Genomic DNA, 17164 nt, shown 5'->3' with positions numbered 1-17164 from the left:
GCGGGAAGGTCCGTACGCGTCTCCGCGACCGGGTCGAAGGCCCACTGCCGGGTGGCGTGGCGGCCCAGGCCGTACACCTTGCCGTCGCGCAGGGTCCGCTTTCAATTGCGAGGTGAAGATCCACCAGACCACCGTCGCCGGGAGGCACCTATCCCCGGCAGGGAGAGGCTGCGCGCTGCGGGCCGACCCATACTCGGAGCCATGAACGGGACATCACCGCTCGGGGACTTCCTGCGGACACGGCGCTCCCGGCTACGACCCGACGAGGCCGGGGTGCCCACCTACGGGGAACGCCGGCGGGTGCCGGGGCTTCGCCGCGAGGAACTGGCACTGCTGGCGGGGGTGAGCGCCTCGTACTACACCCGCCTGGAACAGGGGCACTCGCTGGGCGCCTCGCCGGAGGTGCTGGACGCGATCGCCCGGGCCCTGCGGCTGGACGAGTCCGAGCGCCGGCACCTGCACGACCTGGCCCGGTCGGCCACGCCCCGCGGCCGGCGGCGCCCCGCGCCGAAGCGCGTGACGGACTCGACCGCCCAACTGCTGGACGCGCTCGGGGACGTCCCCGCGATCGTCATCGGCCGGCGCAGTGACGTCCTGGCGTGGAACCGGCTGGGCCACGCGCTGTTCGCCGGACACCTCGCCCCCAGCGCCCCGGACGTACCGGCGCAGCGCCCCAACATGGCCAGGCTGGTGTTCCTCGACGCCCACACCCGCGACCTGTACGCGGACTGGCCGGGCAAGGCCAGGGCGGTGGTGGGGAACCTGCGCCTGGTGGCGGGCCAGTACCCACAGGACGCCGCACTGCACACGCTGCTGGGCGAGCTGAGCGCGAAGAGCGAGGACTTCGCGTCCATGTGGGCCGACCATCGGGTCAAGGCCTGTGCAGTCGACGAGTACGAGATGCGGCACCCGCTGGTCGGTCCGCTGAGCGTCATGCAGCAGACCCTGAGCCAGGGGTCGAGCCCCAGCCTCGTGGTCGCCACCACCGCGGCGGGCTCTCCCTCGCGAGCCGCCCTGGATCTCCTCGCCCGTGCCCTCACCCAGAGCGGCACCCGGGCCGCCCCGGCCCGTTCGGACAGCCCGCTCGGCGCCGGCTGACCCCCACACCATCCCCCCGGTCGCCCAGCACCTGTGCGTGCTGATCCCGGCCGGGCAACCCTCCACCCACCATCCTCATGTGTCGGCGTGTCGCTGTCGCATGCCCGGAAACAGCGAAGGAACCCATGTTCACCAAGCTCTCGAAGCCCGCCGTGTCGGCCACCGTCCTGACCGCCGCCGCGGTCGCGATGGCCGCTCCGGCCCCGGCGTCGGCCGCCTCCGCCCCGCTCGACTGCGCGGGTACCGCCGTGCATTTCGACCTGGCCAAGGGCCAGACGCCGGAAAACATCGCCTTGGCCCCCGCCGGCACCGCGTACGTCACCCTGGCCAAGGCCCGCCAGGTCGCCGCGGTCTCCCGCGGTGGCGGCGTACGGATCCTGGCCACCCTGCCCGAACCCGCCGACGGCGGCGTCCGCACCCCGGCCCTGGGCTTCCCGCTGACCACCGGCATCGTCCGTGCCCACGACGGCACCCTGTACTTCCTCTACGCCACCGGCACCACGGACCTGACCGGCGTATGGCGCCTGCGCCCGGGCGGCCGACCGCAGCGCATCGCCGCACTGCCCGCCAACGGCCTCCCCAATGGCCTGGCCCTGGACGCCCGCACCCTCTGCGTCACCGACTCCGTCCTCGGCATCGTCTGGCGCGTACCCGCCTCCGGCGGCGCCGCCACCGCCTGGTCCACCGACCCGGCGCTGGCAGCCGCCGGGTTCCTCGGCGCCAACGGCCTGAAGATCCGCAACGGGGCGGTCTGGGCCACCAACCTCGACAAGGGCACCATTGTCCGCATCCCGGTCCTCCCCGACGGGCGCGCCGGCACCGCCCAGGTCACCGCCACCGGCCTGACCGGGATCGACGATTTCGCCTTCACCGGCCGCGGCGACCAGATCATCGCCGCCCTCAACACCGTCAACGAGGTCGCCGTGATCCAGCCCGACGGCCCCTGCACCACCGTCCTGACGGCCGCCGACGGCCTCCAGGGCCCGACCTCCATCGCGCTGCGCGGCGACACCGTCCACGTCATGAGCGCCGCCTACCTCACCGCGAAGGACCCCAACCTCATCCTCGCCCACCTGGGCGGCTGAGCCCCGCTCAGCACGGCGCCCGTCGGCGCACGCCGGCCCGAGAACGTCTTCGAGGACAGCATCCGCCCAGGTTACGGGGGTCAGGGGGCGGGAGCCCACTGATTGAGGAGCTCTTCGGCCGTGGTGATGGACGCCACCAGGGCGAGGGAGTTGCGGATCACCTCGGCGGTGCAGGAGGCGGGCACCCCGGCGATGGCGTCGGCGGGGACCACGACCCGGTAGCCGAGGTTCACGGCGTCGAAGACGGTGTTGGGGATGGCGATGTTGGAGGAGACCCCGGTGACGACGAGGGTGCGGATGCCGAGGTTGCGCAGCAGGGCGTCGAGGTCGGTGCCGGCCATCGGGGAGAGTCCGTGCAGCCGGCGGACCACCAGGTCCTGCCCGGCGACGGCGATGGGCGCGGCGACCTCCACGGCCCGGCTCCCGGTCAGCTGGCGCACGGGCAGCCTCTCCGCGGCCCGGAACAGCCGGGCGTTGGTGTTCGCCCCGAGCCCGTCGGGCCGCCGCTCGGCGACGGCGTGCAGCACCTGTACGCCGGCTCCGCGCGCGGCGTCGACCAGCGCGGCCACCCGCTCCAGCATCCCGGAGTCCCGTGCTTCCTTGGCGAGCTCGGGCAGCGCGCTCTCCTCGCCCACGACACCGTTCTGGCACTCGACGGTGAGCAGCGCGGTGGTGGCGGGATCGAGATCCGGCATGGCTCCCCCTGGCGTGGCGACGGAAGAGCCCTCATGATTCCTGACACACAGTCAGATGTGAAGGGGTGCAGGACGGATGGACGAGTCACGAACCGGAACCTCGCAGCGGCGGGGCCGGCGCATCATGATGAGCGACGCGGAAGTGGACTCCTTCCTGCGCGAGCAGAAGACCTGCCGGGTCGCGACGGTCTCCCCCGACGGACGGCCGCACGTGGGCGCCCTGTGGTTCGCCTGGGACGGCAGCTCGCTGTGGCTGTACTCGATCACGCGCAGCCGCCGCTGGTCCGACCTGCGCAAGGACCCGCGGATCTCGGTGGTCGTGGACTCGGGCGAGTCCTACGACGAGCTGCGCGGGGTGGAGCTGTCCGGCAGCGCCGTCTTCGTGGGCGAGGCCCCGCGCACCGGCGAGCCCTGCCCCGAACTGGCGGAGGCCGAGCGGATCTTCCCGGTCAAGAACTTCGGCATCGAGGAGATGCCGCACGACGGGCGGCACGCCTGGATCCGCCTGACCCCCGACTCGATCGTCTCCTGGGACTTCCGCAAGCTCTAGCCCCCCGTCCGGGCCGCGGGCCGGACGGGAGGACGGACTACTGGAGTCCGGCGGCCGCCAGCCGCAGGGCGTCGACCGCGGCCCGGATCGAGGGCCTCCGGTCGGCGTCCGCGCGCCAGACGGCGTACACGTGGCGGCGTACGGCGTCGCAGACCGGCAGCAGCCGCACCCCCGGCGGCACCGGGCCGCGGCCCAGCTTCGGCGCCACGCACACGCCGAGTCCGGCCTCCACGAAGGCCAGCTGGGTGTGGTGCTCCTCGGCGATGTGGGCGATGCGCGGCTCGACGCCCGTACCGCGCAGGGTGAAGACCAGCCACTCGTGGCAGAACTGCCCCTCGTTCCAGGAGATCCAGTCGTCGTCGGCGAAGTCGGCGAGCGAGATCCGGCTCTTGCCGGCGAGCGGGTGACCGGCCGGGACCGCGATGTCGACGGAGTCGTCGAGCAGGTGGGTGCGGGTGAGCTCGGCGGGCACCGGCATCCGCTTGTTGTGCCAGTCGATGGCCAGCGCCAGGTCGAGGTCCCCGCGCACGACGGCGGCCATGCTCTCCTCGGGCTCCTGCTCGCGCACCCGCGCCCGCACGTCCGGGTGCCCGGCGCGCAGCGCGGACAGGGCCTGCGGCAGCAGCCCTCGCATGGCGGTCGGGAAGGCGCCGATGCGCAACTCGCCGACGGCGCACCCGCGCTGGGCCTCGACATCGGCCTGGGCGAGCTCCACCTGGGAGATGATCCGGGCCGCGTGATCGGCGAGCAGCCGCCCGGCGTCGGTGAGCCGGACCCCGCGCCCGTTCCTGGCCAGCAGCGGCTGACCGACCTCGCGCTCCAGCTTGGCCATCTGCTGGGACACGGCGGAGGTGGTGACGTGGAGGCCGTCGGCCGCGCCGCTGACCGAGCCGTGGCGGGCGAGGGCATCGAGGGTGCGCAGGCGCTCCAGGTTCAACATGTAAGAGATGCTACGCCGTCGACTGGAGAAACTCTCGCTTGTCCTACGAAGTTGACACGAGCACAGTAAGGGACATGAGCGCACCGACAGCCCCGCGGCCCACCCTCACCACCACCGCCGCCCCCACGACCGCCGCCACCGCCGCCGGCTGGCGCACCAGGCTCCTCGACTGGCGCGTCCGGTTCGCGATCCTCTCGGTCGTCTGGGGCTTCAGCTTCCTCCTGATCAAGGTGGGCACGGAGGCGTACGCACCCTTCCAGGTGGCCCTGGGCCGGGTCCTGTTCGGCGCGCTCGCCCTCCTCGCCGTCCTGCTGGTCCGCCGCGAGAGGCTGCCCCGGGGGCTGCGCACCTGGGGCCACCTCGGCGTGGCCGCGCTGCTGCTCAACACCGCACCGTTCTCCCTGTTCGCGTACGCGGAGCTGAGCATCCCCTCCACCCTGGCCGGCATCTGCAACGCGACCTCCCCGCTGTGGGGCATGGCGCTGTCGATGGTCGCCCTGTCCGAGGACCGCCCCACGCGCCGCCGCTTCGCGGGCCTGGGCCTGGGCTTCCTGGGTGTCCTCATCGTCCTCGGCGCCTGGCAGGGCTTCTCCGGCGTCGACGCCAAGGGCACCGCGCTCGCCCTGCTGGCCGCCCTCTGCTACCCCATCGGCTGGATCTACGTCCGCCGCACGCTGGCCGGCACCCCGGGCTCCCCGGTGGCCCTGACCGGCGGCCAGCTCATGGTCTCCACCCTCCAGCTCTCGCTGGTCAGCGCCCTCTTCACCACCGCCCCGAGCTCGTTCCCGCTCTGGCCGACCCTCTCGGTGATCGCCCTGGGCGCCCTCGGCACGGGCATGGCCCTGCAGATGCAGTACGGCCTGGTGACGGAGGTCGGCCCGACCACCGCCCAGATGGTCACCTACTTCATCCCGGTCATCGCCACCGCGGCGGGCGTCCTGGTCCTCGGCGAGCAGCTGCACTGGAACACCCCGGTCGGCGCCGCGATCGTGCTGGCGGGAGCCGCCCTCAGCCAGACCCGCCCCGGGTCACGGAAGCCCGTCTGACCAGTGCCGATGTCCGGGCGTGACCGCCGCCTCCAGTCCTGTCGGCAGGACTGGAGGCGGCGACCCGGGCGGTGTCCGGGCGACGGGCCGGGGCCGGCCCGTGCGGTCAGTCGTTCCGCCCGCCCGCGACCCCCGTCCGGACCGCCGCGGCCACGGCGTCCGCCAGGCCCGCCACCTCCGAGACCCCCAGCTGCGACACCGTCAGCCGCACGCCCGGTGCCGCCTCGACCCGGAAGATCGCCCCGGCGGCCACCGCCCATCCCGCGGCGAGCAGCCTCGTGACCACCACCGTCTCGTCGGCCACCGGCACCCACACGTTCAGCCCGCTCCGCCCGTGCGCCCGCACCCCCCGCTCCCTCAGGGCCTCGACCAGGGCGTTCCGCCGCTCCCCGTACGCGCGGGCCACGGCGGCCCGGTCCACGGCGTTCGAGGTCCAGAGCTCCACCACCGCGTGCTGGAGCAGCCGGCTCACCCAGCCCGGGCCCAGCCGCTGGCGCCCCCGTACGCGGTCCAGGGTCACCGCGTCGCCCGTCAGCACGGCGAGCCGCAGGTCGGGCCCGTAGGCCTTCGCCGTGGACCGGATCAGCGCCCAGTGCCCGGTGACCCCGCTCAGCGGGTGCAGTGGCAGGTCGACGATCCCGTGGCCATGATCGTCCTCGATCAGCAGCACCCCGGGGTGGCGCGCCAGCACCTCCCGCAGCTCCGCCGCCCGCTCCGCGCTCACCGCGGCACCGGTCGGGTTCTGCGCCCGCGAGGTCACCACCAGCGCCCGGGCCCCGGCGGCGAGCGCCCGGGCCACCGCGTCGGTCCGCGGCCCGTCGTCGTCCACGGCCACCGGCAGCACCCGCAGGCCCAGTGCCGGGACCAGGTCGAGCGAGCCGCCCCAGCCCGGGTCCTCGACCGCCACCGCGTCCCCCGGCCTCAGGTGGGCGACCAGCACCCGTTCCATCGCGTCCAGCGCGCCCGAGGTCACCGCCACCGGGCCGGGCGGCACGGCGTCCGCGTCGAAGTCCGCCCGGGCGAGCCGGGCCAGGTCCGGCGAGACCGGGTCCGCGCCGTAGAGGGACGGGGCCTGCGCGTACCGCCGGGCCGCCGCCGCCAGCGCCCCGTCCAGGGAGGGGAGCAGCGACACGTCCGGATTGCCCTCCGCGATGTCGCGCACGCCCGCCGGCACCACCATCCGCAGCGCGTCCCGCGGGGTGGTGGAGGGGCGCGGCCGCACCCGGCTTCCGCGCCGCCCGTCGGTTTCGATGACCCCGCGCTCGCGCAGTGTCCTGTAGGCGGCCGCCACGGTGTTGGGGTTGACGCCCAGTTCGCCCGCCAGCTCCCGCATCGGGGGCAACAGCGATCCGGGCGGCAGCGCGCCCGATGCCACGCCCGCCTCGACGCTGGCCGCGATATCCGCTGTGCCGCGCCCTGTGATCCGATACTCTACTAGCACAAACCCAAGTATGCACTAGTGCAATGGAGTAGGCATCATGACCGCCACGCCCGCCACGGAGACGACGACCGAGCGCACCGGGACGACCGGCGCGTACGAGCCCACCGACCGCACGGTCCCCACCCGATCCCGCGACCGGGCGCGCTACGACCGCGAGACGGTGCACTCGATACTCGACGAGGCCTACATCTGCCATCTCGGCTTCGTCCGTGACGGTGCGCCCGTGGTCCTGCCCACGCTGTTCGCCCGGGTCGGCGAGTCGATCTACATCCACGGCTCCACCGGCTCCCGCCCGCTGCTCGCGGCCGGCAAGGCCGATCCGGGCCTGGCCGTCTGCGTGACCGTGACCCACGTCGACGGTCTCGTGCTGGCCCGCTCGGCCTTCCACCACTCGCTCAACTACCGCTCGGTGGTCGTGCACGGCACCGCCTACCAGGTCACCGACGAGGCGGAGTGCCGGATGGCCCTGGACGCCCTGGTCGACTCCGCGGTGCCGGGCCGCTCCGCCGACATCCGGCCCGCCAACGCCAGGGAGCTCGCAGCCACGGCGGTGATCCGGGTGGATCTGACCGAGGTGTCCGCGAAGCTGCGCACCGGCCCGAGCAACGACGACGCCGAGGACCTGGACCTGCCCCACTGGGCGGGCGTGGTCCCGGTCGCCCCCGTGTTCGGCACCCCGGAGCCCGCCGAGGACCTGGCCCCCGGCATCGCCGTCCCGGACTACATCACCGCGCTCTGAGGACTGCGCCGGACGGCGGCGGGCACGGCCGCCTCCGCCGGACGGCGCGATTCCGCCGCGATCAGGGCGCCCACCGCCGTCAGCAGCAGTACGGTGCCCAGCACCACAGCGGCGGTCAGCCGTTCGCCGAGGAGCAGGACGGCGATCACGGCCGCACTCACCGGCTCGATCAGCATGATCACCGACACGGTGGCGGCCCGTACCGCCGCGGCTCCGGTGAAGTAGAGCGCGTACGCCAGCGCCGTCGGCACGGTGGCCACGTACACCAGCAGCCAGAGCACCCGCCCGATGTCGGCGGTGTGCGGCAGCAGCCCCTCCGCCGCCGCGAGCGGGAGCAGGCACACCGTGCCCACCGCGACCGACCAGGCGGTGGTCACCAGCGGGTCGCCGCCCGCGCCGCGCTGCCCGAGCCACCGGGCCCGCAGGGTCATCCCCGCGTAGCCGGCGGCCGACAGCAGCGCCCAGCCGACGCCGAGCGGGCGCACCTCGCCGCCCCCGCTGCCCAGCACCAGTACGGCCAGCCCCGCCAGCGCGCCGAGGACGGCGGCCACGCCGCCGCGGCCGAGCCGCTCGCCCATCCAGTGGCGCGCCCCGAGCGCGATGATCACCGGCCCGGCGCCGAGCGTGACCACGGTGCCCACCGCGAGGCCGGTCTCGCGCACGGCGGCGAAGTACGCGGCCTGGAAGACGGTGAAGAGCAGCCCGGTCGCGATCAGCGAACCCACCGGGGGCCGCGTCAGCCTCGGCCCGGAACGGGACCCCCGTACGGCGAGCACCCCCAGCAACACCACGAGCCCGCCCGCGCACCGCCAGAACGACAGGGCGAGCGGGCCGAGGTCACTGGCCAGGAAGAGGAGTGAGGCGGCCGCCCCGGCGGTGCCCCAGGCGGCTCCGGCGACGACGAGGTACAGCAGACTGCGCCCGGCAGCGGGCGAATGGTTCGACACGAAACTCTCCGCGCTTGCGTGAAGGATGAGAAGAAGCAGGTCATCGCTTCGCGGGCAGCACGTACCCGCCCGGGAACTCCCGGGCCGGGTCAGATCGTCGAGGCGCCGCCCGCGCTAGGCGGCAGCAGGCGGAAGCACGGTCGAATGCATGATCGCCAGCCTAGGCCGTCGTCGTCTCGCGGTCCAGCAGGGCCGGACCGCCCACGGCGGGCGGGACGGGCGGGACCGGCGGGGACGGCCGGGAGGACTGGGCGATGAAGGCACCGCCCAGCACCAGGCCGCCGCCGACGATCTGCCAGGTCGAGAGGTACTCGCCGAGCAGGACCCAGGCCAGCACCGTGGCGACGACCGCCTCCAGGAAGGCCACCACGCCCGCGACCTGCGGCGAGAGCCTGCGCACCGAGACCACACCGGTCAGGTACGCGAAGACGGTCGCGACCAGCACCACCCAGGCGAGCAGCACCGGCGCGGGCATCATCGTGCCGCCCACCGAGGCCTGGCCGCCCAGCACCTGCCAGTCGATCTCCCACGGCCGGGCGATCACGGTCATCACCAGGGCGCCGACGAGCATGCCGTACGCGATCACTCCGAGCGGGTCGGGGGCGTCGTCGCCGTCGGCGCCCTGGTCGGCGAAGACGAAGTAGAAGGCCTGGCAGCAGGCCGCGGCGAGGCCGAACAGCACGCCGAGGGGGTCCAGGCTCAGCCCGGACCAGATCTCGACCACGCAGGCCAGGCCGACGACGGCCACGGCCGCGCCCGCGGCGGCGCCCCGCGTCACGGGCTTGCGCTGCACGAAGCGTATGTAGCCGAGCAGCAGCGCGGGGCCCAGGTACTCCAGCAGCAGGGCCACGCCCACCGGGATCCGGGAGAGGGAGGCGAAGTAGAAGGCCTGCACACCCGCGACGGCGACCAGCCCGAAGCCGGCGAGCAGCAGGGGCCTGCGCAGGACGAGGTCACGGTGTCGCCAGGCCAGCGGGGACAGCACGAGCGCCGCCCCGGCCACCCTGAGCCAGACCATGTGGAGGGGGTCCAGACCCGCCTCGATCAGCGGCTTCGCCGCCACTCCGGAACCACCGAACGCGAACGCCGAGACGAGGGCGAGGCCCAGCCCGGCATTTTTCCCTGACGCTTGCATCCGGCCATCATGACAGGGCCGGTCAGTACCGTCACGGCCGTGACACCTGTTGAGACGCACTCGATACCGCGCCCTGCCGACCCCCATGATTTCTGACAGGTCGTCAGTATTGAATGTTCCGCCCGCCAGGGCTACGTTCCGCCGCACGTACCCGACGAGAAGGGGTGGTCGCATGGCCGAAGTCACCGCGGAATCACGCATCGAGGCGTCCGCCGCGAAGCTCTGGTCCCAGCTCACGGACTGGGACGCGTACGGCCAGTGGAGCATGACCCACACGAACTTCCCGAAGGGCGGCCCGGAGACCCTCGCGGTCGGGTCCACCTTCGCCGAGAACATGAAGATGATGGGCTTCCCGGCCGAGGTCGTCTGGACCGTCTCAGAGCTGGAGGACGAGCGCCTCTTCGCCATCACCGGCAAGGGCCCGATGGGCGTGGCCGTCCTCACCCGGTACACCCTCACCCCGGACGGCGGGGCCACCACGGTCCGGATCGACGGAGAGTTCACCGGGGCGGCCGTTTCGCTGATGGCGGGCAAGCTCAAGGACTCGGCCACCGCCGCGCTGAACGAGTCGCTGCGCAAGCTGGCCGGCCTGGTGGCCTGACCGGCCGCCGCCCACCCCCGTACACGACGGCGCGCCCCGCGAGAAGATCTCGCGGGGCGCGCTGCGTGGTGCCGGGACCCGTCCGGTCCTCAGTGCTCGTCGGCCAGGATCAGGTAGAGCTTCTTGCGGGCGTCGTTGATGACCCCGAGCGCCTTCTCGCGCTGCTCGGGCGAGCCGGTCTTGAAGACCTGCCCGAAGGCTTCCATCAGGCCGATCCCGGCCGTCCGGATCTCGTGCATCGCCTCGAAGTCGAAGCCGCGGCCGGCGTCGGCCCACGGCGCGTCGGGGCCCGACTCGGCCTCGGTGCGGCCGGCGTCGGTGAGCGTGAACAGCTTCTTGCCGCCCTCGCTCTCGCTCGTGATGAGCCCCTCGTCCTCGAGCAGCTGCAGGGTCGGGTAGACCGAGCCGGGGCTGGGCTTCCAGGCCCCGCCGCTGCGCTCGCCGATCTCCTGGATCATCTCGTAGCCGTGCATCGGCCGGTCGGCGAGCAGCGCCAGGATCGAGGCGCGTACGTCCCCGCGCCGGGCCCGTCCGCCGCCTCGCCCACCGCGCCCGCCCCGGCCACCGAAGGGCCCGCCGCCGAAGGGCGGCCCGAACGGTCCGAAGGCGGCGCGACGCCCCTTGAAACCCTCCCGACGATCGGGCCCGCAGTGGTCGTGGCCCCGTCCGTGGTCATGGCCGTGGTCGTGTCCGTGCTGTCCGTGTGAACGCATGACTGCGCTCCTTTCGTCACGTTGTCGTGCTTCGTGTCATCGGTTGTCCGATGGCTCAACTATCGCTGATCCATCGCGATGCGTCAACGATATATCGGAAACTCGTCAGCGACACGCTCATGCTGCCGGGCCCGGCCACCGCCGACGGCCCCCGGCAGCTGGCCGGCGACTACTTCAACCTGCACCAGTGCGTGTACTCGTCCGAGGCGGAAGTTCCCGTCGCCGGTGCCGCAGGTCGGGGCCGGCCGTCCAGGCCCTGGACCGTCCCGCTGCTGTCGGGCACCAAGGCCCTCTCCCGTACCTGAGCCGGCCCGCCCGGGGCGGCGACCGGTCCAGTCGCCCCGGATTGGCCTTTGTCGGTGATCAAGGAACCGCCCTACCGTCGGGGCATGCGCATCCGAATCGTCGACGCCTTCACCGACCGGCCCTTCCACGGGAACCCCGCCGGAGTCCTGCTCCTCGACACCGGTTTCCCCCCGGACGCCTGGCTCCAGCAGGTCGCCTCCGAGGTGAACCTCTCCGAGACCGCCTTCGCCCATCCCCTGCCGCCCGGCGGGGACGCCGACTGGGCGCTGCGCTGGTTCACCCCGGCCGCCGAGGTCGACATGTGCGGCCACGCGACACTGGCCACCGCGCACGTCCTGGCGTCCGCGGGCCTCGCCACGGGGCTGATCCGCTTCTCCGCGCGCTGCGGGATCCTCACGGCCGAGACCGCCGAGGACGGCACGATCACCATGGACTTCCCGACGTCCTCACTGACCCCGGTCCCGGCGCCGGCCGCCGTGGACCACGCGCTCGGCGGGGCGCCGATCCTCTCCGTGCACGACACCGCCGCGCACATCGGCGACCTCGTGATCGAGCTCGCCGACGAGAAGACCGTCCGCGAACTGACGCCGGACCACGCCGCCCTGCGCGCCTTCGCCAAGCGCGGGGTCATCGTCACCGCGGCCGCCGAGGATCCCTCCCGCGGGTACGACTTCGTCTCCCGCGGCTTCTTCCCCGCCTTCGGGATCGACGAGGACCCGGTGACCGGAAGCGCCCACACCGCGCTGGCCCCCTTCTGGGCCGAGCGGCTGGGCCGGGCGGAGCTGACCGGCCTCCAGGGCGGCGCCCGCCGCGGTCTCGTACGGGTGACCCTGGCGGGCGACCGCACCCTGCTGGCCGGCCGGGCCGTCACCGTCCTCGACGGCGAGCTGTTCGCGTCCCCGCCCGGAGACGCACAGGCGGGGTGACCACAGGGCACCGACACGAGGGCGCGCGCCGGGCCGGGGGGACAGGGGCCGGGGCAGGGCCGGGTCAGCCCGCGGCCCCGCCCCCGGCGCCCTTCCCTGCGCCCTTCGATCGCCCCTTCGCCGCCTTCGCCTCCGCCTTCGCACGTGCGGCGCTCCGCCGCTTCTCCTCCTGCTCCGCCCAGGCGGCCGAGTCGATCCGCTTGCGGTAGACCTGCTCCGGCTCCGCCGCGCCCAGGTGCACCGTCCACACCCACAGGACGGCCGACACGACGAAGAAGACGCCCGCCAATGCCAGGTAGGAGCCGATCTCCTCGGACTCGGAGGCGCCCTCCTCGTGCACGAAACCGGGCACGCCGAGGACGAGCGCGTTCACCCACCACGCGAGCGCCCCGTTGAACAGGACGAGGGAGATCCAGTACGCGACCCGCACGCTCTTCGCCGGGCCGCTCACCTCCCCCAGCAGCAGGAGGCGGCGCAGCGAGACCGGCCCCGTCCGGTGGCGGCCGCCCGTGTCGGCCTTGGCGCGGCGCACCGACGCGTAGCACTCGTCCAGCCAGCGCCCCGGCTCCGGGTCCGGGGCCGGCGAGTCGGTCGGCGCCAGCTCCTTGGCCTGGATCCAGCCGGTGAGGAACTGGACCTCCAGCTGGGCCTTCTCCAGGCGCCTGCGGTAGTGGTGGTCGGAGCTGCGTGCCTCGCGGCGGTCCCGGATGAGGAGGCTGGCCCCGCCCACCAGCCCGCTGACCACGGGCACGAAGAACGGCGCGAACGGAATCAGGGAGTCCACAACAGCCACCGGGCGCGCCTCCTCACTCCCCTCCAGCGTCGCACCGCCCGGGCCCGCGCCCCCGCCGGGCAGGGCCGATCGGGTGCACCGCCGCATCACGGCGCGGGCGGGCGCATCAGGGCGTGGGCAGCCAGCCCACCTTGCCCGCGAGCAGGGCGTAGCCGCCGAAGGCCACGATGTCGAGGAGGGCGTGCGCGACGACGAGCGGTCCCACCCGGCCCCAGCGGCGGTAGGCCAGGACGAAGACGACGCCCATCACCATGTTCCCGATGAAGCCGCCGATGCCCTGGTAGAGGTGGTAGGAGCCGCGCAGGGCCGAGCTGGCCAGCAGCGCGGCCGTCGGCGACCAGCCGAGCTGGTCGAGCCGGCGCAGCAGGTAGGCCAGCACGATGACCTCCTCCACCACGGCGTTCTGCAGCGCGGAGAGGATCAGTACGGGGAACTTCCACCACACGTCCGGCAGCGCCTCGGGCACCACCGTGAGGTTGAATCCGGCGGCCCGCGCCCCCAGGTAGAAGGCGAGCCCCGCACTCCCGATCCCCGCGGCGACGAGAGCGCCCCGGGCCAGGTCGCCCAGGGGTCGGGTGCGGTCGAAGCCCAGTACCCGCAGTCCGGGGGCGCCCTCGCGGGTCAGCAGGTGCGCCACCAGCAGGACGGGGACCAGCGCGCTCGCGATGCCGAACAGCTGCCACGCCAGGTCGAGCCAGGGCCGGCCCGGGGCGTACGAGCCGTTGAGGGTGGCGGCCTGGTCCTTCAGCCCGCCCGGCTTGGTGAGCGAGCCGATGAAGCTGATCAGCGCCGAGACCCCGCTCGCCCCCAGCGACAGCGCGAGGACGAGCAGCGTCTCGTTGCGCAGGAGAGCCCGCCGCCCGTCCTCGCCCAGCTCCACGAACACCGGCTCCGGATCCGTCCGCACGCCCGACTCCCGTCCTGCCATCCCGTTGCGACCACCCCATACTGCCTCCTCGGGAGACCGGGAGGATCACGGCGGGGGGACTACGGGATCATCGGCATCGGCGGGACGGCCGGACGGCTCCGGTCACGCGCCCGCTCAGCGGGCCTGCGGCACCGCGGGGGTCACCTCCTCCCCCGGCCCCACGGGCCAGGTGTGCACGGGGTCGCCCTTGTGCATCAGCTCGCTGTACCTGCGGGTGGTCGCGGCCAGCGCCTCGTCCCGCTCCAGCCCGGCCGCCAGCGCCCGGTGGTAGGTGTCCACCTGCCAGGTCGCCCCGTTCACCCGCCGCCGGCAGCGCTCCTCGATGATGCCGAGGTAGTGGTCCCGGTCCGCGGGCTCGATGCCCCACGCGTCCAGCCCCGCCGCCGCCATCGGCAGCAGCTCGTCCAGGACCAGCCGTACGGCGGGCACGCTCGCCAGCCCCCCGGCCCGGCCCCGGCGGGGCCACCGCAGCCGCGCGTCGATCCCGTACCGGCAGGCCGCGTCGAAGTTCGCCTCCGCCTCGGCGAAGGGCAGCCGGGTCCACACCGGGCGCTGCTCGTCCGCGAGGGTGCGCACCAGCCCGTAGTAAAAGGCGGCGTTGGCGACGACGTCGGCGACCGTCGGGCCGGCCGGCAGCACCCGGTTCTCCACCCGCAGGTGCGGCACCCCGTCGGCGACCCCGTACACGGGCCGGTTCCACCGGTAGACGGTCCCGTTGTGCAGGACCAGTTCCTGCAGCCCCGGCACCCCGCCCTCGGCGAGCACCCGCAGCGGTTCCTCCTCGTCGCATATCGGCAGCAGGGCGGGGAAGTAGCGGACGTTCTCGGCGAAGAGCTCGTACGCCGAGTCCACCCACCGCTCCCCGAACCAGGTGCGCGGCCGTACTCCCTGCGCCTGGAGTTCGGGCGGCCGGGTGTCGGTGGCCTGTGTGAACAGCGGCGGCCGCGACTCCCGCCACAGCTCGCGCCCGAACAGGAAGGGCGAGTTGGCGCCGACGGCTATCTGCGCGGCGGCCACGACCTGCGCCGCGTTCCACACGGCGGGGAACCGGGCCGGTGTCACCTGGAGGTGCAGTTGTACGGAGGTGCAGGCGGCCTCCGGCACGATCGACCCGGAGTTCCAGATCAGCCGCTCGACCCCGTCGATGTCGAGCGTGAAGTCCTCCCCGCGCATCATCAGGATCTGCTCGTTGAGCAGCGAGTAGCGGTCCACGGCCGACAGGTTGGCGGTGACCAGGTCGGCGCGGGAGATCGTCGGCAGAATGCCGATCATCACCACGCCGGCATCGATCTCCGCGGCCTGCCGGTGGGCATAGCCCAGACCCGCGCTGAGTTCCTCGGCGAGCTGGTCGAATACCCGTCCGCCGAGCCGGTGCGGCAGGACGTTGACCTCCAGATTGAACATTCCCAGTTCGGTCTGGAAATCAGGGCTCGCTATCCGCTCCAGCACCTGGGCATTCACCATTCTCGGCAACCCGTCGGCGCCCGCGAGATTCAGCTCGATCTCCAGTCCCATCATGTTCTTCGGGCGATCGAACCTCTTCTCCGCCAGGAGTCGCTCCAGCCCCTCCAGACACTCGTGAAGCTTCCTTCGATACCGCTGCCGATCGGACAGGTCGAATCCGCCCGCCACGACCTTCTCCCCCATCGAAGCGTCCCTCCTCGAGTGGGCCCGCCCGGGACACCCAGGCGCGCATTACGGTCGATGATGCCCCGGCAGCGTGATCCATAACGCGGTGGGGGCGTGCGTGGCGAGGAGCGCGCGCCGGTTTGGCCGAAGGGCGCTTCGGCACATTCACCTGGCAAGTCGCCTTGCGCAAATTCCGCTTCGACTTTGCGTGTTCTCCAAAACCGATGCTTTCCAGCCGAGCCCCCGTCCGGTAACCTCCGAGGTCAGCGCGACACGTTCGCGCACATCCGGCATGAATGCCATGTCAGCGAGACCGGTAAGCGCCTTGTCGGCAATAGGCGGGACAGCTAGCCGAAACACTGCGTGAACACATGTCGTATAAACTCCGCAAACGAGGCAGAGAGTTGGCGCGCGGCCATTGCCCCTCGGCCCCCCTCTGGCCCCAGAATGCGACAGCGCCGTCCGCACCTGCCCCCGTTCCACAGGTCTCCCAAGTGAGAGGCGACCCACCATGCCGCTGCATGTCCCTCCGGCTCCCGCGCCCGCCCTGCGCAGCGTCCTCGCGGCACTCGGTTCTCCCACCGCCGTCCACGAGGCGCACACCCCGTCCCTGCGCGCGATCCAGGGGCCACTGACCGCCGAACTCCCCCTCCCGGTGCACGTCCTCGACCGGCTGGGCATGTCCACCCTCGCGGCCGGCGGCAGGCCGCCCCGCACGCGGCTCACCGGCTGGCGGTTCCTGATCCGCAGCGGGGACCGTCACGTCGCGGCGGCCGACACCCGCCTGACCCCCGACGGCTGGGTCTTCTCCCATTTCTTCGAGGGGCCCTACGTCGCCGCCACCGAACGCGCCCTGCGCCAGGCGGAGTCCCTCGGTACGAGCTACCAGCCGCGGCTGCTGTCCGTACCGGAGCTCTACATGCTGACCCTGTGGCTGCACGGGGCGGTGGGGGCCGACGCCGCCGCCGGGCTGCCCGCCGGCGAGGACCTGCTGGTGCCGCTGGCTCCGGCCCCGCCCGGCATCGCCCCGTTCCGTCCGCATCCCGTCTCCGAGCTGCTGCCCGTGCTCACCCACCGGCTGACGCCCGCCACGGCGCCCGTCCCTCCGTCGCTGGCCGCACCCGCCGCCTGACCCGAGTAGCCCATTCGGCCTAGTCCGCTCGGGCCACTTGCGAACCATCCGAAATGACAGGGGAGTTGGCCTGAACCGCCCGCACGAGTGATGCGTCATCAATCTGTGAGGACAGCTGCCGGGAAATACCTGCGAAGCGGCTGTCATGGGGGAACACTGATGACACGCTCCCCGCGGGTGCGGGGATGACCCAGGGGGACGGCCATGAACCACGTATCGAGCCGTAGCACGCAGACCACACCGCAGCGAAAGAACGCATCCATGTGCCAGCACCAGCCAGCCTGCCCGTCAGCCGAATCCGCCGACCGGGAGGCCGCGCGCCCGGTGGCCAACCACCCGGAGCAGGGCTGGAGCCTGCTGTGCAATGGCGTCCTGCTCTTCGAGGACACCGGTGAGCTGCTGCCGGACGGCCAGATCATCGCCCCGCACCGCCCGCTCGCGGCGGCGTAGGCGCTGAGGA

Annotated in this window: 19 protein-coding genes; 10 read left to right on the top strand and 9 right to left on the bottom strand. The window is 73.1% G+C overall.

From position 1 onward, the window contains the following. The first annotated feature begins 201 nt into the window (after positions 1–201). On the top strand, positions 202–1098 hold the full coding sequence (locus ACFYZ4_RS39515) for a helix-turn-helix transcriptional regulator (RefSeq protein ID WP_351304476.1): 897 nt from the start codon (positions 202–204) through the stop codon (positions 1096–1098). 125 nt (positions 1099–1223) lie between these two features. Beyond that, on the top strand, positions 1224–2183 hold the full coding sequence (locus ACFYZ4_RS39510) for a hypothetical protein (RefSeq protein WP_390786287.1): 960 nt from the start codon (positions 1224–1226) through the stop codon (positions 2181–2183). A gap of 80 nt (positions 2184–2263) precedes the next feature. On the opposite strand, the gene ACFYZ4_RS39505 is transcribed toward ACFYZ4_RS39510, so the two are convergent. After that, a complete protein-coding gene (locus ACFYZ4_RS39505; RefSeq protein ID WP_351304481.1) occupies positions 2264–2878 on the bottom strand; it encodes a cysteine hydrolase in 615 nt (204 codons plus the stop codon). Between the two features lie 76 nt (positions 2879–2954). Between ACFYZ4_RS39505 and ACFYZ4_RS39500 the strand changes: the two genes are divergently transcribed. Next, complete coding sequence (locus ACFYZ4_RS39500) at positions 2955–3428, top strand: pyridoxamine 5'-phosphate oxidase family protein (RefSeq protein ID WP_351304484.1); 474 nt, start codon at positions 2955–2957, stop codon at positions 3426–3428. 37 nt (positions 3429–3465) lie between these two features. Here ACFYZ4_RS39500 and ACFYZ4_RS39495 read toward each other — a convergent pair whose 3' ends face one another. Beyond that, entirely contained in the window at positions 3466–4368 is a 903-nt protein-coding gene (locus ACFYZ4_RS39495; protein ID WP_351304487.1) for a LysR family transcriptional regulator, read from the bottom strand. Between the two features lie 74 nt (positions 4369–4442). Here ACFYZ4_RS39495 and ACFYZ4_RS39490 point away from each other — a divergent pair, with 74 nt between their 5' ends. After that, positions 4443–5414 carry a DMT family transporter gene (locus ACFYZ4_RS39490; RefSeq protein ID WP_390786286.1) on the top strand — a complete coding sequence of 324 codons (972 nt, stop codon included), beginning with the start codon at positions 4443–4445 and terminating at the stop codon, positions 5412–5414. 106 nt (positions 5415–5520) lie between these two features. Here ACFYZ4_RS39490 and ACFYZ4_RS39485 read toward each other — a convergent pair whose 3' ends face one another. Beyond that, positions 5521–6855: an aminotransferase class I/II-fold pyridoxal phosphate-dependent enzyme gene (locus tag ACFYZ4_RS39485; RefSeq protein WP_390786285.1), complete on the bottom strand. Its 1335-nt coding sequence runs from the start codon at positions 6853–6855 to the stop codon at positions 5521–5523. 37 nt (positions 6856–6892) lie between these two features. Here ACFYZ4_RS39485 and ACFYZ4_RS39480 point away from each other — a divergent pair, with 37 nt between their 5' ends. Continuing rightward, complete coding sequence (locus ACFYZ4_RS39480) at positions 6893–7594, top strand: pyridoxamine 5'-phosphate oxidase family protein (RefSeq protein ID WP_390786284.1); 702 nt, start codon at positions 6893–6895, stop codon at positions 7592–7594. Here ACFYZ4_RS39480 and ACFYZ4_RS39475 read toward each other — a convergent pair. Together ACFYZ4_RS39475 and ACFYZ4_RS39470 are read right to left on the bottom strand one after the other, a co-directional pair. After that, a complete protein-coding gene (locus tag ACFYZ4_RS39475; RefSeq protein ID WP_384349162.1) occupies positions 7576–8541 on the bottom strand; it encodes a DMT family transporter in 966 nt (321 codons plus the stop codon). The genes ACFYZ4_RS39480 and ACFYZ4_RS39475 overlap by 19 nt on opposite strands. 160 nt (positions 8542–8701) lie before the next feature. Then, on the bottom strand, positions 8702–9676 hold the full coding sequence (locus ACFYZ4_RS39470; RefSeq protein ID WP_384349165.1) for a DMT family transporter: 975 nt from the start codon (positions 9674–9676) through the stop codon (positions 8702–8704). Positions 9677–9848: 172 nt separating this feature from the next. On the opposite strand from ACFYZ4_RS39470, the gene ACFYZ4_RS39465 reads away from it, so the two are divergent. Beyond that, positions 9849–10277 carry an SRPBCC family protein gene (locus ACFYZ4_RS39465; RefSeq protein WP_351590568.1) on the top strand — a complete coding sequence of 143 codons (429 nt, stop codon included), beginning with the start codon at positions 9849–9851 and terminating at the stop codon, positions 10275–10277. An 89-nt stretch (positions 10278–10366) separates the two neighbouring features. Here the strand turns inward: ACFYZ4_RS39465 and ACFYZ4_RS39460 are convergent, their stop codons facing one another. Further along, on the bottom strand, positions 10367–10990 hold the full coding sequence (locus ACFYZ4_RS39460; protein ID WP_351299927.1) for a PadR family transcriptional regulator: 624 nt from the start codon (positions 10988–10990) through the stop codon (positions 10367–10369). A gap of 119 nt (positions 10991–11109) precedes the next feature. Here ACFYZ4_RS39460 and ACFYZ4_RS39455 point away from each other — a divergent pair, with 119 nt between their 5' ends. Both ACFYZ4_RS39455 and ACFYZ4_RS39450 read left to right on the top strand, forming a co-directional pair. Beyond that, on the top strand, positions 11110–11295 hold the full coding sequence (locus ACFYZ4_RS39455) for a hypothetical protein (RefSeq protein WP_390786283.1): 186 nt from the start codon (positions 11110–11112) through the stop codon (positions 11293–11295). Between the two features lie 84 nt (positions 11296–11379). Then, entirely contained in the window at positions 11380–12222 is an 843-nt protein-coding gene (locus ACFYZ4_RS39450) for a PhzF family phenazine biosynthesis protein (protein WP_390786282.1), read from the top strand. Positions 12223–12286: 64 nt separating this feature from the next. Here ACFYZ4_RS39450 and ACFYZ4_RS39445 read toward each other — a convergent pair whose 3' ends face one another. From ACFYZ4_RS39445 to ACFYZ4_RS39435, 3 genes are all read right to left on the bottom strand, one after another. Then, positions 12287–13015, bottom strand: a complete 729-nt coding sequence (locus ACFYZ4_RS39445) for a hypothetical protein (RefSeq protein ID WP_351299918.1) — start codon at positions 13013–13015, stop codon at positions 12287–12289. A 106-nt stretch (positions 13016–13121) separates the two neighbouring features. Next, entirely contained in the window at positions 13122–13922 is an 801-nt protein-coding gene (locus ACFYZ4_RS39440; protein WP_351299915.1) for a type II CAAX endopeptidase family protein, read from the bottom strand. Positions 13923–14057: 135 nt separating this feature from the next. After that, a complete protein-coding gene (locus ACFYZ4_RS39435; RefSeq protein ID WP_390786281.1) occupies positions 14058–15590 on the bottom strand; it encodes a glutamate--cysteine ligase in 1533 nt (510 codons plus the stop codon). 493 nt (positions 15591–16083) lie between these two features. Between ACFYZ4_RS39435 and ACFYZ4_RS39430 the strand changes: the two genes are divergently transcribed. Together ACFYZ4_RS39430 and ACFYZ4_RS39425 are read left to right on the top strand one after the other, a co-directional pair. After that, on the top strand, positions 16084–16704 hold the full coding sequence (locus ACFYZ4_RS39430; protein ID WP_351299909.1) for a hypothetical protein: 621 nt from the start codon (positions 16084–16086) through the stop codon (positions 16702–16704). A 261-nt stretch (positions 16705–16965) separates the two neighbouring features. Then, positions 16966–17154, top strand: coding sequence for a DUF5999 family protein (locus ACFYZ4_RS39425; protein ID WP_030009772.1), 189 nt, complete (start codon positions 16966–16968; stop codon positions 17152–17154). Positions 17155–17164: the final 10 nt, after the last annotated feature.

The organism is Streptomyces sp. NPDC001513 (assembly GCF_042894695.1).
Taxonomy (GTDB): domain Bacteria; phylum Actinomycetota; class Actinomycetes; order Streptomycetales; family Streptomycetaceae; genus Streptomyces.
Note: the sequence above shows the minus strand (reverse complement) of the source record. Positions and strands in the feature narration are given on the sequence as shown.